Origin of the sequence: Neisseria montereyensis, from assembly GCF_024834045.1 — a bacterium.
Taxonomy (GTDB): Bacteria; Pseudomonadota; Gammaproteobacteria; order Burkholderiales; family Neisseriaceae; genus Neisseria; species Neisseria montereyensis.
On the sequence record NZ_JANUXW010000005.1, the window covers coordinates 1 to 14,922 of the forward strand.

The 14,922-nt window shown below is 45.2% G+C and carries 14 protein-coding genes and 2 tRNA genes; 10 read left to right on the forward strand and 6 right to left on the reverse strand.

The window, feature by feature from the left end:
* Positions 1-280 precede the first annotated feature (280 nt).
* Positions 281-568: a ComEA family DNA-binding protein gene (locus NXS09_RS06675; RefSeq protein ID WP_259291778.1), complete on the forward strand. Its 288-nt coding sequence runs from the start codon at positions 281-283 to the stop codon at positions 566-568.
* 91 nt (positions 569-659) lie between these two features.
* On the opposite strand, the gene NXS09_RS06680 is transcribed toward NXS09_RS06675, so the two are convergent.
* Positions 660-1,148: a hypothetical protein gene (locus tag NXS09_RS06680; protein WP_259291779.1), complete on the reverse strand. Its 489-nt coding sequence runs from the start codon at positions 1,146-1,148 to the stop codon at positions 660-662.
* A gap of 458 nt (positions 1,149-1,606) precedes the next feature.
* Here NXS09_RS06680 and NXS09_RS06685 point away from each other — a divergent pair, with 458 nt between their 5' ends.
* Entirely contained in the window at positions 1,607-3,025 is a 1,419-nt protein-coding gene (locus tag NXS09_RS06685; protein ID WP_259291780.1) for a surface lipoprotein assembly modifier, read from the forward strand.
* 126 nt (positions 3,026-3,151) lie between these two features.
* Here NXS09_RS06685 and ftsY read toward each other — a convergent pair whose 3' ends face one another.
* Positions 3,152-4,501 carry a signal recognition particle-docking protein FtsY gene (gene ftsY, locus NXS09_RS06690; protein WP_259291781.1) on the reverse strand — a complete coding sequence of 450 codons (1,350 nt, stop codon included), beginning with the start codon at positions 4,499-4,501 and terminating at the stop codon, positions 3,152-3,154.
* Between the two features lie 192 nt (positions 4,502-4,693).
* Between ftsY and NXS09_RS06695 the strand changes: the two genes are divergently transcribed.
* Both NXS09_RS06695 and NXS09_RS06700 read left to right on the forward strand, forming a co-directional pair.
* Positions 4,694-5,140 (forward strand): PH domain-containing protein, encoded by a 447-nt coding sequence (locus tag NXS09_RS06695; protein WP_259291782.1) that lies wholly within the window; start codon positions 4,694-4,696, stop codon positions 5,138-5,140.
* Positions 5,141-5,256: 116 nt separating this feature from the next.
* Complete coding sequence (locus NXS09_RS06700) at positions 5,257-6,585, forward strand: M16 family metallopeptidase (RefSeq protein ID WP_259291783.1); 1,329 nt, start codon at positions 5,257-5,259, stop codon at positions 6,583-6,585.
* Positions 6,586-6,663: 78 nt separating this feature from the next.
* Here the strand turns inward: NXS09_RS06700 and asd are convergent, their stop codons facing one another.
* A complete protein-coding gene (gene asd / locus NXS09_RS06705) occupies positions 6,664-7,779 on the reverse strand; it encodes an aspartate-semialdehyde dehydrogenase (protein WP_259291784.1) in 1,116 nt (371 codons plus the stop codon).
* 163 nt (positions 7,780-7,942) lie between these two features.
* Here asd and NXS09_RS06710 point away from each other — a divergent pair, with 163 nt between their 5' ends.
* Entirely contained in the window at positions 7,943-8,530 is a 588-nt protein-coding gene (locus NXS09_RS06710; protein WP_259291785.1) for an RDD family protein, read from the forward strand.
* A gap of 269 nt (positions 8,531-8,799) precedes the next feature.
* Positions 8,800-9,405, forward strand: a complete 606-nt coding sequence (locus NXS09_RS06715) for an RDD family protein (RefSeq protein WP_259291786.1) — start codon at positions 8,800-8,802, stop codon at positions 9,403-9,405.
* 158 nt (positions 9,406-9,563) lie between these two features.
* Here NXS09_RS06715 and NXS09_RS06720 read toward each other — a convergent pair.
* The 3 genes from NXS09_RS06720 to NXS09_RS06730 form a co-directional block, all read right to left on the reverse strand.
* Positions 9,564-9,639 (reverse strand) — tRNA-Ala (locus NXS09_RS06720).
* A 6-nt stretch (positions 9,640-9,645) separates the two neighbouring features.
* Positions 9,646-9,722: transfer RNA gene (locus NXS09_RS06725), tRNA-Met, on the reverse strand.
* A 169-nt stretch (positions 9,723-9,891) separates the two neighbouring features.
* The gene (locus tag NXS09_RS06730) at positions 9,892-11,040 is read right to left on the reverse strand and encodes a class I SAM-dependent methyltransferase (protein WP_259291787.1); all 1,149 of its coding nucleotides are present in this window, start codon (positions 11,038-11,040) and stop codon (positions 9,892-9,894) included.
* A 320-nt stretch (positions 11,041-11,360) separates the two neighbouring features.
* Here NXS09_RS06730 and mraZ point away from each other — a divergent pair, with 320 nt between their 5' ends.
* The 4 genes from mraZ to penA all read left to right on the forward strand — a co-directional run bounded on the left by mraZ (position 11,361) and on the right by penA (position 14,916).
* Positions 11,361-11,816 carry a division/cell wall cluster transcriptional repressor MraZ gene (gene mraZ, locus NXS09_RS06735; protein WP_151052924.1) on the forward strand — a complete coding sequence of 152 codons (456 nt, stop codon included), beginning with the start codon at positions 11,361-11,363 and terminating at the stop codon, positions 11,814-11,816.
* Entirely contained in the window at positions 11,813-12,775 is a 963-nt protein-coding gene (rsmH, locus tag NXS09_RS06740) for a 16S rRNA (cytosine(1402)-N(4))-methyltransferase RsmH (protein ID WP_259291788.1), read from the forward strand. Before mraZ ends, rsmH begins: the two co-directional genes overlap by 4 nt.
* Before the next feature lie 49 nt (positions 12,776-12,824).
* Positions 12,825-13,085, forward strand: a complete 261-nt coding sequence (gene ftsL, locus NXS09_RS06745; RefSeq protein ID WP_151049273.1) for a cell division protein FtsL — start codon at positions 12,825-12,827, stop codon at positions 13,083-13,085.
* A 79-nt stretch (positions 13,086-13,164) separates the two neighbouring features.
* On the forward strand, positions 13,165-14,916 hold the full coding sequence (gene penA / locus NXS09_RS06750) for a peptidoglycan D,D-transpeptidase PBP2 (protein ID WP_259291789.1): 1,752 nt from the start codon (positions 13,165-13,167) through the stop codon (positions 14,914-14,916).
* Positions 14,917-14,922 lie beyond the last annotated feature (6 nt).

The following is a 14,922-nucleotide window of genomic DNA, read 5'->3' on the forward strand; positions in this document are numbered from 1 at the left end:
CGACTCAGCGCCGATGATAGTGTGGATACCCATGTGAAAGTAGGACACTGCCAGACACTTATACCGAACCCCTGATAGGAAACTATCAGGGGTTTTACTTTATTCAAAGATATGGGGATGGATACTGGAAGACAGCAGCCATGATGTTTTATTGTGACGTCATAACAACAGATATGGTAAAGGTAGTGACAATAATTGTTTATGCTGATGTACTGCTTTATGATGGGGTTGTTATTTGAGAAGAAGACAGCATTTACTACATTATGGAAAAGGAGTAGAGATGAAGCGTTATTTATTGGGGATGTTAGCGGCGGCGTCAATGGCGATGGCGGGAGCGGCGGTGAATATCAATACGGCGGGTGCCGAGGAGTTGGCGGAGCTGCCGGGGATTGGTCCGTCGAAGGCGGCGGCGATAGTGGCGTACCGTGATGAGAACGGTGCGTTTAAGGCGGTATCGGAGTTGAAGAATGTGAAGGGGATAGGTGACGGTATTTTAGCGAAGGTGCGGGAGGAGGCGGTGACTTCTGACAAACCTAGCAAACGTAAGGCCAAACCCGCTTTGAAATAGTAAGGTAGTTGCGCCGTAAGGCTCAGAGAGAATACAAACAGCCGGACTCATTAATGAGACCGGCTGTTTAATTTAGTGTTTGTTGAAGGGGTTATTGATGTGAAGAACTTTTAATAGTACTTAAACGATACCATCCAAATAAACGCCATAAACATAAGATAGCGGTTAGAGACTGGCAGAGTGCAACGATTAAATAACGGGCAGAACCGAAGGTTATGGTGTGTGTCCCACCAATGAAATGGAGAATTGCCCAAAACCATTGCCATAAAGAAGGAATACTGAAAGCCAGTACGGCAATTAGTCCTAATGTACGGAATATGCCGATGGGTAAAATATTTTTTTGTAGGATACTTTTATTAAGTTGGATTAAGGTATACAGCCCAAATCCAATAATTAAAATCATGCCGGCATTCGTAATGGCTTGCAGTCCGGTAAAGGCAATATCGGGTGAGACGGTTAGCCCTTCTTCGAATATATTATTTTGATTAGGATAAAAATTTTGAAGAATATTCAATACGAAACCGTAGATTAGATCAATTAATATAATCCAAACGGGTAAAGATGAGAATAAGCGTTTCATTCAATTAATTTCAGAATAAAGAAAGTAGCCAGTTTAAAGTATTTATGCATAGTTATGAATAGTCGAATTATTTTAAGTTTATTATTTTAATATAGGTTTGTTTTATTGTTGTTGGATTGATAATCGAATAGCAATTTAAATTCATAAATTTTGTTAAAATTTGAAATTTTTGTTATTATATCGTGAATAAATAGTAAGTGATTATCTTGAGTAAAATACTTTTGCATTGAGTGGTTTTTTAGAAAAATAATATCGCAGAAGTATTTAAAAAAATCTAGATGAAATTTTTATTTCATATAATGTGTTTATTTTCTAGCCATACAATAGCAAAGTTTTATTTGAAATAAATTATTTTTATTAATATTAAAGGCCGTCTGAAATATTTCAGACGGCCTTTCGGACAATAACCTATGCAAAAATATTTTTTCGTCATAATGTCTGGTGCGACAGCATTTGTTATGGCTGCCACACCCACGGCACAGGGTGTTTTACCCTCATCGGATATCCCACGTTTCGAGAATGCGGATAAGGCTATAGCCAAACCTGAAATTCAGAAAATAGAAGTAGCCGATCCGGTAAGCACACCATCTCAAAAAGCCGATACGGTAGAAATTGGCGAACATGATCTGCGCCAAAATCCGGAATTGACAGCTAAATTAATCGAGCGGGCATTACATAGTCAGAATTGGGCGCTCTTGGCTGATTTACTCCCGCTTTACCGTAGCCTGCCTCAATATGATGAAATACTTTACGATTATGCTAATGGTGCATTGTTACGTTCTCAGAAAAAACACCGCGAGGCTATTGCTGCATACAGGCGGATTATTGCGGAGGATCCCAGCTTAAGCTATGTACGCTTGGATTTGGCAGGAATGTTGTATGAAAACAAGCAATATCAGGCTTCTAAAGATCAGTTTGAGAGGGTTAAGGCGGATGATATTACCGAAGAAGCCCGCATGATGGCTGATATTTATCTGCTGCGTATCCAAAAACAACAAGGTTGGGTTGTTAATGCAGGTGTGCAATATGAGCGTAATGATAACGTGAATAATGCTTCTTCAATACGTTATATTGATACTTCATTAGGGCGGTTGGAGCGTAATGAAGATTCCCTACCTAAAAAAGCCAATGGCTTGAAATACGACTTTTCTGCAGAGCGCGATTGGAATATTAAAGGGAACCATTATTTAACCACAGAAGTTGTATTTGATGGTGTGCAGTATTGGGATAACAATGATTATAGCGAGCAAAGCATTCATTTAGGCGCCGGATATAAAAATCAAAATATTCAGCAATGGACATCGGTGACCCCTTTTGTTGGTTATCACCGCTTAGGGGGCGAAGCATATAGCCGGAATTTTGGTGTTAATACACAACATGGGCGTTGGTTGAATGATAACTGGCAGGTGGTTGGAGCGTTTACCCATCTTCAAAGACGTTATGCCCAAAGTTATCTTTCAGAACGTTATGACGGGCACTTGAATAACCTTTCCGTAACGGCTGCTTGGCTGCCTCAAGCCGGATTAATGATCTACGGTGGTGCGGATTATGGCCGGGAACGAGCGGCGGAAAGCCAAGAGTCATCAAAACGTAAAGGATTGCGCACCGGTGTCTTGAAAGAGTGGTCAAATGGTTTAAGCACCCGAGTGAACCTTCGTTATGCACATCGTAATTTTGATGCGCCTAATCAATTTTTTGGTACTGTTCGGCGCGATAAAGAGTATCAGGCTAATTTTGCGATATGGCACCGCAGCATACATTTATATGGTATTACGCCTAAGCTGAATTTTCAGTATTTAAAAGTAAAAAGTAATATTCCTGCTTTTTACTCACGGCAAAACAAGCAATGGTTTATTACGTTGGAAAAAACCTTTTGATCAAAGCAATATAACAAGGCCGTCTGAAAAAGATGAACTGCACCTTAATGGGTTGGAGGGTGTCCAACTTTTGGGCTGCAGTTCATCTTTTTCAGACGGCCATTTTATTTACTGATTTTATTCTTATCACTCAAACAAAGCATCCACAAAAGCACGGGCATCAAACGGGCGCAAGTCGTCGATACTTTCACCCACCCCGATATAGCGGACAGGAATCGGCCGGTTAGAAGCCAGTGCCGCAAGGATACCGCCTTTTGCCGTACCGTCCAGCTTGGTCACAATCAAACCGGTTACGCCCAAAGCATCATCAAAAGCCACGACCTGATTCACTGCGTTTTGGCCGATATTGGCATCCAATACCACCATAATCTCATGCGGGGCATCGGGGATAGATTTTTGCAAAACACGCTTCACTTTTTTAATTTCTTCCATTAAGTGAAGTTGCGTCGGCAAACGGCCTGCCGTATCGGCCAGAACAATATCGATATGGCGGGCTTTGGCGGCCTCTACCGCATCGAAGCAGACGGCGGCGGAATCGCCGGTGGTTTGCGAAATCACGGTCACGCCGTTACGCGCGCCCCACTCTTGCAACTGCTCGCGGGCGGCCGCTCTAAAGGTATCGCCCGCCGCCAGTAAAACGGATTTGCCCTGCGATTGAAAATATTTGGCCAATTTGCCGATAGAAGTGGTTTTGCCCGCACCGTTGATGCCGGCCAGCATAATTACAAAAGGCTGATTACTCTCAGGAATATGCAAAGGTTCCTGCAAGGGTTTGATTAAATCGTAAATGGCATCTTTTAATGCGCCGCGCAGCTCGTTGCCGTCTTTCAAACCTCTCAGGCTCACCCGTTTGCGTACATCTTTCATCAAATATTCGGTGGCTTCGATACCCATATCACTGGTAATCAGCACGGTTTCGAGCTCTTCGTATAAGTCTTCGTCAATTTTGCCGCCGCCAAACACACCTGCCAGCGATTTGGCCATCTGGTTACGCGATTTGGACAAACCTTTTTTCAAACGAGCCGCCCAACTGAGTTTTTCTTCCTCCTGCGGTGGTTCCGATACCGCAGGCACGGCGGGAGCCACCGGATCGGTTACCGTAGCGATACTGTCGCCTGATTTTAAGGTTTCGGCCACATCACTACTATTTAATGCCGCAGTTTCTTCAATTGGTGCCGTATAGCTTTCTTCGACTGCTGTCGGCGTGAGGATTACCGTTTCATCAGTTTGTTCCGATACATCTTCATGATCGGTCATAACATCGGAAACCAATTGGCTAACGATATTATCTTCAATATGTTCGTCTACCGCCTGCTGTTGTGCTTCGGTTAACGGCTCCACATCCGAAACGTTTACATTGATCTCAACCGAAGGGGTTTCAGGTTCGGCGACGGTTTCCGTTGTCGGGGTTTGCACCGGCTCGGAAGCAGTTTCAACGGTTTCTTGTTTTTTCTTACGTTTAAAAAAACTGAACATGGCGTTCCCTTATTAAATAAAGTGGTTTTTATAGGCTAATTGTAACGTATTTTCAGAGAATGCCAATCCGTAAACCGTATGGTAAATCGCAACACAACCCGCTTTGATACTTCACCCACCCCTAAGCCGTTTCTTTCATCTTAATTTTTGATGATAAAATCATTTATTCAAAATCAATCATAAGGATAAAAAATGGCTTTTGGCTTAGGTAAATTGGTTCAGGGTATGCTCGGCAATATGAGCGAAATTTCCTTAGAAGAATTGGAACAACAGTTTGGCCGTTATCTCTTTGAAGGCGAAAAAATCTCTATCGGCTACAAACTGATTCGCGATTTAATTGTTTTTACCGACCAACGTATTTTATTTATTGACAAACAAGGGGCAACAGGCAAAAAGCAAAGCTTTAAATCCATTTATCTGATGAATATTGTCGATGTGGAAATGGAAACGGCGGGCATGGGCTTGGATGACAGCGAATTAACCGTCACCTGCCTGCAAAGCGTGTATCGGAAAGCCTATAACGAACAATTAATCAGCTATACGTTCGAATTTCCCAAATCCACCGATATTGTACCGCTTTATACCATGCTGGGCTCTTTGGTATTACAAAACCGGCAGGATATCAATAACCAACATTAAATATTTACTGTTTTTTATCAATATATCAAAAGGCCGTCTGAAAAATATTCAGACGGCCTTGTTTAATCAAGCGGCAAAAGCTATTATCACTTTAATGTTTTTAAAGGGAACGCTTTATGTTACGCCGAATGATTTTATTGTTTTTGCTCTCTACTTCACCCGCATGGGCGCAAACATTATCCAAAACACTGCCCAACGGATTAAAAGTTATCGTTAAAGAAGACAACCGAGCTCCCGTTGCCGTATCACAAATTTGGTATCGGGTCGGTAGTATAGACGAAAAAGAAGGCAAAACCGGCTTGAGTCATGCGTTGGAACATATGATGTTTAAGGGCACGCCGAGCGTGCCGTCGGGTGAATTCAGCCGCCGCGTATCGGCACTGGGCGGAAGAAACAATGCCTATACTACACGCAGCGAAACGGTATTCTTTGAAAATATAGCGGCAAACAACCTGTCCGAAGTATTGGCGATGGAAGCCGACCGCATGAAAAACTTAAACTTCAGCGATAAAGATTTCGATAACGAAATGAACGTTATCCGCGAAGAACGCCGCATGCGCACTGAAGACAGCCCCTATGGCAAACTATGGGAACATATTTTTCTCAACGGCTACCAAGCCCCCGCTATGCGTGCACCCGTTATCGGCTATATGGACGACCTCAATATCTTAAAAGCCAATGATCTGCGCCAATGGTACCAACAGTGGTATGCTCCCAATAACGCCACTCTGGTAATTGTCGGCGATGTCAATGCCAAGCAAACACTCAATACGGTCACCAAGCTATTCGGCAATATTCCTTCCAAAACCTTACCGGCACGCAATCGGTTTAACAATGAGAAGATGGCAACCAAGCCTGTTCGCGCACAAACTTTTTCCGCCGTCACCCGCCAGCCGGTCTTTGCTCTGTCTTACCGTGTTCCCAAACTAAAAAATGTTAGCGATAAAATGCCTTATGCCTTAGACGTTTTATCCGATATTCTCAGCGGTAACTCATCCAGCCGACTTGATAAAAATCTGGTGCGCGGCAAACAAGTGGCTTTAAACGTCGGCACCAATTATGACTTATTCAGCCGGGAAATGCCTTTGTTTACTATTGTCGGCATGCCGGGCGCGGGTACGGACGTCGATACCCTCGTCCGCCTTATCCGTAATGAAATTGACGATATCGCCCAAAACGGTATTACGCAGGAAGAATTAGACCGAATCCGTAAATTGAGTGCCGCTTCGGAAATTTATGCCAACGACTCCATCAATGCCCAAGCCTCCCTCATGGGTAAATTGGAAACACGCGGTTTCAAATATAGCGACGAAGCAGAACTACGCCGCCGCCTACAACAAGTAACCATTGCCGAAGTACAGGCCGCTGCAAAATTGCTGACACCGGAACGCTCAAGTTTGGTTGTGGTACAACCCCAATCGGCGCAATACGTCAAAAAGCCTTGATATAAAATATCTGGCTTAATATATACAATAAGCCGTCTGAAAAATTTCAGACGGCCTATTTTTATATCAATATTTAGATTAGTCTAAATTACCTAAAATAATCCGCAACATACGGCGCAGCGGTTCGGCAGCACCCCATAAAAGCTGGTCGCCTACGGTGAATGCGCTGATATATTCGCCACCCATACCTAATTTACGGATACGGCCCACCGGCACGCTTAAGGTTCCGGTAACCGCGGCAGGGGTTAAATCGTTAATACTGACTTCTTTCTGATTCGGAATCACTTTTACCCAGTCGTTGGCACCGGCCAATAATGCTTCGATTTCCTCTACCGGCAAATCTTTTTTCAGTTTTAGGGTAAGCGCTTGGCTATGGCAACGCATAGAGCCTACACGAACACATAAGCCGTCAATCACAACAGGATTATCGCCGCCTAAAATCTTATTGGTTTCCACGCCGCCTTTCCATTCCTCTTTGGATTGGCCGTTACCTAAATCGGCATCAATCCAAGGAATCAAACTGCCCGCTAAAGGCACACCGAAGTTGGCTTTCGGATAACTACTGCTACGCAAGAAATCGGATACTTTACGGTCGATATCCAAAATAGCACCGGCAGGATCCGCCAATTCTTTTTCTACTTGATTGTGGATAGCGCCCATGCCTTCCAGCAATTCGCGCATATTTTTGGCACCTGCGCCGGATGCGGCCTGATAAGTCATACTGGTTGCCCACTCAACTAATCCGTTTTGGAACAAACCACCCAGAGCCATGAGCATCAGCGATACGGTACAGTTACCGCCGATATAATTTTTAACTCCTTTTTCCAATGCGACATCAATCACATTACGGTTAACCGGATCCAACACAATCACTGCTTCATCGTCCATACGCAAAGAAGATGCCGCATCAATCCAATAACCCTGCCAACCGCTATCCCGCAACGGTTTAAAGATAGCTTTGGTGTAGTCGCCGCCCTGGCAGGTCACAATCACATCCATCTCTGCCAACTGACCGATATCGTTGGCATCTTTTAATATTTTTGTTTTCTGACCAAAATCAGGGGCACTTCCGCCAATATTTGATGTCGTAAAAAATACAGCCTCTGTTATATGAGCAAAATCGTTTTCTTCCTGCATACGTTGCATCAATACCGAACCGACCATACCGCGCCAGCCGATGAATCCTACTTTCATTGTGTGCTCCTTAAAGGAAAATATATTGACAAAATGATAACAATCACAAAAGTAGTGTTTTAACGCCGGCATAAATAAAAGTAAAGTTTTTTTTGATGTTTGCTAAGTAAAAACCACTGATATCGGTATTTATATGGTCTATATGTAAAAGGAGTATGTCAAAATGAACGAAATCCATACGAATAATGCGACATTACCACCGCTTGAAGCAGAAATTGTGGTCGATCCTGCCACCCCCGGCAGCCGTATAGCCGCTTATCTTTTAAATGCTGTTTTTACCCTCATTGCCTATATTCCGCTTATGGTGATGATATCCTCTTCCGTTAATAATTTACCGGCTCATAGGGCAGATCTGTCCAATATAGGAGAAGCTTTTAGCTGGACATGGCTTATCGGTTTATTGATTCTGTTGGTTTATGCACTATTGCAAATCCGAATCATGAGCCGCGACGGTCAGTCTTTCGGTAAAAAAATCATGAAAATCCGTTTATTAACAACGGATGGTAGCAACCCCGGATTCCGTGGCGCGGTGCTGATGCGTGAAATTGTTTTCAATATTGTCCTAACTGCCGCTGCTTCATTAATAGGCAGAATGTTGGGGACAGGCCCGACAGCCGGCGATATTTCAACCTTGGTGTCACTGACTGTTTGGCTAATCTGTTTTATTATGCTGTTCAACCGCTCGAAAAACCGCAGAACGCTACAAGATTATTTCGCGAAAACAGTAGTGGTTAAACTACCGGGTAAATAATCATATTCAATTTAAAAACCACAATATAACAAGGCCGTCTGAAAATTTTCAGACGGCCTTGTTATATTGATTTAACTAAATAAATATTCTTACCCGGTACTACAACAGAAGCAGCTGCCAATATATTCAATATTCAAAACAACTAAACTATTCCTTTATAAGGTAAAATATAACCTTAATTATTCTTAGTTTAAATAACAGGCTGTTTCATAAAAAGCTAATTATATCATAATAAATAATATCTTATATTTAAAAGGTTTATATTAAAAATGAATGAAATCTATACAAATAATGCAATATCACAATCGTTTGAAACAGAGGTTGTTGTCGAACCAGCATCAGCAGGTAGCCGTATCGCTGCTTATTGTTTAAACATTCTCTTCACATTTATTGCCTCTCTGCCACTCATCATCACTATAGGCTATTCTTTGGAAGATTTTTTAGGTAGCACAAAAGTGACTGTATATGATCAAAGCTCATTCAATCAAATGGCGGTTGTTGGACTAGTCATCCTACTTGCCTATGCTATTATCCAAGTCATCATGATGAGTAAAAGCGGGCAATCTTTAGGCAAAAAAGTGATGAAAATCCGTGTATTGAAAACAGATGGTACCAACCCTGGATTTGGTGGTACGGTATTAATACGCGAGATTGGCTTCAATTTTATTCTTTCCCTTGGTTGTACTCTAATCAGTAAGATATTGGTATTAGCCATAGGGGGTGATGATGAATTAACAGAAGGTATTTCCAGCTTACTTTCAATGATTGTATGGCTGGTATGCTTCATTATGCTGTTCAACCTCTCGAAAGATCGCAGAACATTACAAGATTATTTAGCCAATACAGTAGTCGTTAAATTGCCTGATAACCGATAATTTTGATTAAAAGCCCGTAATAAGGCCGTCTGAAAAGGCTTTTATGTTTGTCCAAAAGATTTGGGGGCAGTTCAAGTTTTCAGATGGCCTTTTTGAAGCTATTTATTTGCTTGGCGGCAGATATAAAAATACCCGGTATAAACCGGGATTTTTATATCTGGTGGAGGTAAGCGGGATCGAACCGCTGACCTCTTGCATGCCATGCAAGCGCTCTACCAACTGAGCTATACCCCCGAAATTTGGTGGCGAATCAGGGACTCGAACCCCGGACACAAGGATTATGATTCCTCTGCTCTAACCGACTGAGCTAATTCGCCGTTTCGTGAAAACGTGATTATACGGTTTTTTTGAAGCGGGGCAACCAATTTATAGGCTGATGTTTGTTTTTATTTGATTTTTATAGAAAAATTTTTCTAGGTATTTTCTCGGTGTTCGAGGCCGTCTGAAACTCATTGCGGTTTTTTATTCAGGCGGTCTATGGTCGGTTTAAAGTTTATGGCAGATATCGCCTGATATAAAGCCTTGCCAGTCGATATCGATATCGCGGCCGAATGCAATCACTTTAAACAGTTCGCCCATTTCATGTTGGCCGAGCAGCTTGTGTATGGCTGCGGCTTCGCGGATGTAATCGGCAGATTCGGGGTCGGCGGTTTGCGCCAACAGGCCGGTAATGCCTAAATTTAATAAAAAATGTGCCTGCGTGGTATAGCCGATTAAATCCAATCCGGTATCGGTACCTGCTTGGGCGATATCGGTGAAATTGACATGGGCGGTAAGGTCGGTCAGTCCGATATGGAAAAACGGGTCGTGTACGGTGTGGTGGCGGTAGTGTCCGATAAAAGTGCCCATTGTGCGTTGCGGATGGTAATACTGGGCGGCATCAAAACCGTAGTCGATAAAAATCATGCCGCCGCGAAGCAGTTTTTCGGCCAATGTGCGGATAAAGGCATGTTGGGCGGGATGCAGCTCGCTGGTGTAGGGTTCGTCGGGCGGGAAGTATTCGGCGGCGGCTTGCAATAGCGCGTGGTCTGTGAGCGGGCGGGTGCTTTGAATAAAGGATTCGCCTTCTAAGGAAACGCCGGTTTGTAGGAATTGGTGTTGTTCATGTCGGATGATTTCGCAGGGCATCGCATCTAATACTTCGTTGCCGATAATCATGCCGTCGAAGTGTTCGGGCAGTTTGGTGAGATGGATCACTTTGTCGGCAACATCGGGGGCTCTTTCTAAAATATGTTGATATTGCCGTTCGGCTAATTCTGTTGATACTTCAATGATGTAATAGTGGTTAAGGCCGTCTGAAAGGCTTTGCAGCAAGCCTGCGGCCAGTTCGCCCGTGCCTGCGCCGAATTCATATACATTGCCGTCGGTTTGCGATAGCAGCGGTGTGATTTGGCGGGCAAGGGTTTGCGCGAATAAGGGGGTGAGCGTGGGGGCGGTAATGAAGTCGCCGGCAGCGCCGATTTTGTGGGCGCCGCCGGTGTAGTAGCCGTATCGGGGGGCATACAGTGCCAGTTCCATAAAACGGGAAAACGGAATGAAGTTGTCATTGTGGCGGATGGCTTCGCGAATCAGATTTTGCAAGGCTTCGGAAGAGGCTAATGCTGTTGCGGAGGGGGTAGGGAGTTGGGCTGTCATGATTGTTAGATAATGTAAATGTTATATGTGCGTAGGCATATTATAACGCGGATTAAAAAATGCTACTTTAGGTATTATTTTTACCAGATATAGTGGTTCGTTTTTTATAAAAATACTATATATAGTGTTTTATGCATTAAGGCATATGCCAAAGTAGGGTGTATGCCTGGTTTTTTAGTGGTTAAGTGGTTGTCGGGACGCTTATTTTTTAGAAAAGGGTGATTTGACCGACGCTATGAAATTTCTTATAGTGTAGGCATGTGGGGCAATGTGTGTCAAAGTGTCGCTATTGCCCGAATTTGATAACGGAGTGCGATAAAGTGTTTGGCGGCGTTCATGAATTGAGCATAGACAGCAAAGGGCGGTTGGCGATTCCTGCCAAGTTCCGCGAGCTGCTGCTGCGCAATTATACGCCGGCCGTTGTGGCAACATTGGATTCGCGCCATCGTTTGTTGATTTATCCCGAATCGGAGTGGGGTAGGGTGGCTAACCAATTGTTAGCATTGAAAGTTGCGGGGAATCCTACGTTGCAGCGCTATCAAAATTTGCTGTTGCACAATGCGGATACTTTGGAACTGGATACGGCAGGGCGTGTTTTGCTACCTGCTAACCTGCGCCGCCGTGTTGATTTCGATAAGGAAGTAACGCTGGTGGGCCGCGCCAACCGTTTGGAATTATGGGGTCGCGAACATTGGGAAGCCGAGATGAATCAAGCGTTGGATATTGATGAAGAAGAATTGTCGTTCCAGTTGAGCCAGACGGATTTGCAATTGTGAGTACGGCCGAACCTTTGAAACATATCACCGTATTGCTGCATGAGGCTGTAGATGCATTAAATATCCGTGCCGACGGCATTTATGTAGACGGTACGTTCGGCAGGGGAGGGCACTCCCGTTTGATTTTGTCGAAGTTGGGTGATCAAGGCCGTTTGGTGGTGTTTGATAAAGATCCGCAGGCCATTGCGGTAGCCAATGAATTGGCGGCACAAGACAAGCGTGTGCAGGTTGTGCACAACGGCTTTGCATCTTTTCAGACGGCCTTAAACGAACTGGGTATCGGTGAAATCGACGGTGCATTGTTTGATTTGGGTATTTCCTCGCCGCAGATAGACGAGGCGGAGCGGGGGTTTAGTTTCCGTTTTGATGCGCCGTTGGATATGCGTATGGATACGACCCGCGGGGTGTCGGCGGCGGAATGGATTGCCACGGCAGACGAACAGCAATTACACGAGGTAATAAAAAATTATGGTGAAGAGCGGTTTAGTCGCCAGATTGCGCGCGCCATTGTTTCGCAACGCGAAACGGCACCCATCGATACAACCCGCAAGCTGGCGCAGCTCGTGGCGCAAAACGTCCGTACTCGTGAGCGCGGACAAGACCCCGCAACCCGGACGTTTCAAGCCGTTCGGATTTTCATCAACCGTGAGCTTGAAGAAGTAAAGGCTGTATTGCCGCAGGTAACAGGCCGTCTGAAAGCGGGTGGCAGATTGGCGGTGATTGCTTTCCATTCTTTGGAAGACCGCATTGTTAAACAGTTTATCAAGCAGCATTCGCAGCATCCGCCATTGCCCCGTTGGGCGGTGGTGAAAGAAGCCGATTTACCGCAGCCGCCTTTAAAGCAGATAGGCAAAGCCGTGAAGCCGAGTGCCGAAGAAACCGCTGCCAATCCGCGTGCCCGTTCGGCAGTGTTGCGGGTGGCCGAACGTACCCAAGGCCGTTTTGAAGTTGAAGCATAACAGGCCGTCTGAAAGCATAAATGCAGTCTGACGGGCCGTCTGAAAAAATATGAATAAATTGAATGTTCTTTTGTTGGTGTTGGCATTGTTGTCGGGTTTGGCGGTTGTGACCGTGCAAGACCAGTCGCGCCAATACTATATTTCACTGGATAAGGCTGAAAAGCAGGAAATCCAACTTGAGCACGATTATGCACGTTTGAAGCTCGAGCAGGCTAAGTTGTCGAATCACAAACTGATTAGACAGGCGGCGGAGCGGCAGCAATTACATCCGCCGGGCGCCTCGGATACGCGCATGATTGAAACACAATAACATAATGAAATGGAATGGCACGATGGGTTCTACCTTTCGTAAACGCCGGATAAATATAAAATAAAAACGAGAAGTTGCTATGTTGATTAAAAACGAATATAAGCCCCGAATGTTACCCAAACAGCCCAAGGCTAAAAAACCCGTTTCGACCAACGGGCGGATTGCATTGGTGTTGGGCGGTTTGGCCTTGGCATTTACCGCATTGGTATGCAGAGGTGTTTACCTGCAAACCACGCAGCATGAATTTTTGAAAAATCAAGGCGATCAGCGCTTTGTACGCACGATTACCCTGCCTGCATCACGCGGCACGATTACCGACCGCAACGGTGCCACGTTGGCCTTGAGTGCGCCTACCGAATCATTGTATGCCGTGCCTTCCGGCATGGATATTCAGCCTACCGGCGAGCAATTGGAACAGCTTTCCGCGCTTATCGGCGTATCCGTCGAAACCATTGAGAAACGTTTGGCACGCAAAGAAAAAGATTTTATCTATCTGAAACGCCAGTTAAGCAAAGAAACCGCCGATAAAGTGGCCGCTTTGGGTATTAAAGGCTTGGCATTCCAACAAGAATCGAAACGGCATTATCCGATGGGCAACTTGTTTGCGCATGTGATCGGGTTTACCAATATCGACAGCAAAGGCCAAGAAGGTTTGGAGCTGGCGCTTGAGGATGATTTGAATGGTGAAAACGGTGCCAAAGTCGTATTGCGCGACAACAAAGGCAATATCGTCGACAGCTTGGATTCGCCGCGTAACCGTGATCCGAAAAACGGGCACGATATCGTGATGTCTTTAGATCAGCGTATTCAAACGCTGGCTTACGACGAATTGAATAAAGCCGTTGATTACCATCGAGCCAAAGCAGGTAGTGCTGTTGTTTTGGATGCCCAAACCGGTGAGATTCTGGCCTTGGTAAACAGCCCGGCTTATGATCCGAACGAACCGGGCAAAGCCGATAGCCAGCAGCGCCGCAACCGTGCCGTAACCGATATGATCGAACCGGGTTCGGCCATGAAGCCTTTTGCGATTGCCAAAGCGCTGGATTCGGGCAAAGTCAATGTCCATACCCGTTTTGATACCCATCCCTATAAAATCGGTAGAGCAACTGTGCGCGATACCCATGTTTATCCGTCGTTAGATGTGCGTGGTATTATGCAGAAATCTTCCAACGTCGGCACCAGTAAATTATCGGCCATGTTCAAGCCTAAAGAGATGTATGATTTTTATCAAAGCTTGGGTGTCGGTCAACGTATGCATTCCGGCTTTCCCGGCGAAACACCGGGCTTATTGCGCAAGTGGCAGAATTGGAAACCCATCGAACAGGCGACCATGTCGTTCGGTTACGGTTTGCAGTTGAGTCTGTTGCAATTGGCGCGTGCCTACACGGCATTAACCAACGACGGTGAAATATTGCCGGTGAGCTTTGAAAAACAAGTGGCCGCCCCCAAAGGGCAGCGGGTAATGAAACCCGAAACCGCCCGCGCAGTGCGTGAAATTATGGTTGCCGTTACCGAAAAAGGCGGTACCGGCACGATGGGCGCGGTAGACGGATTCGATGTCGGCGGTAAAACCGGTACGGCACGGAAATTGGTGAACGGCCGTTATGCCAGCGACAAACACGTTGCCACCTTTATCGGTTTCGCCCCTGCCGACAAACCGCGTGTGATTGTGGCGGTTACCGTAGACGAACCGACTGCCAACGGCTACTACGGCGGTACGGTTGCCGGCCCCGTATTTAAAAACATTATGGGCGGCAGCCTGAATATCCTCGGTGTTTCCCCAACCAAACCTTTGAAGAACGTACCGGTTCAGACGGCCTTTAAAAACTAAAGAGTA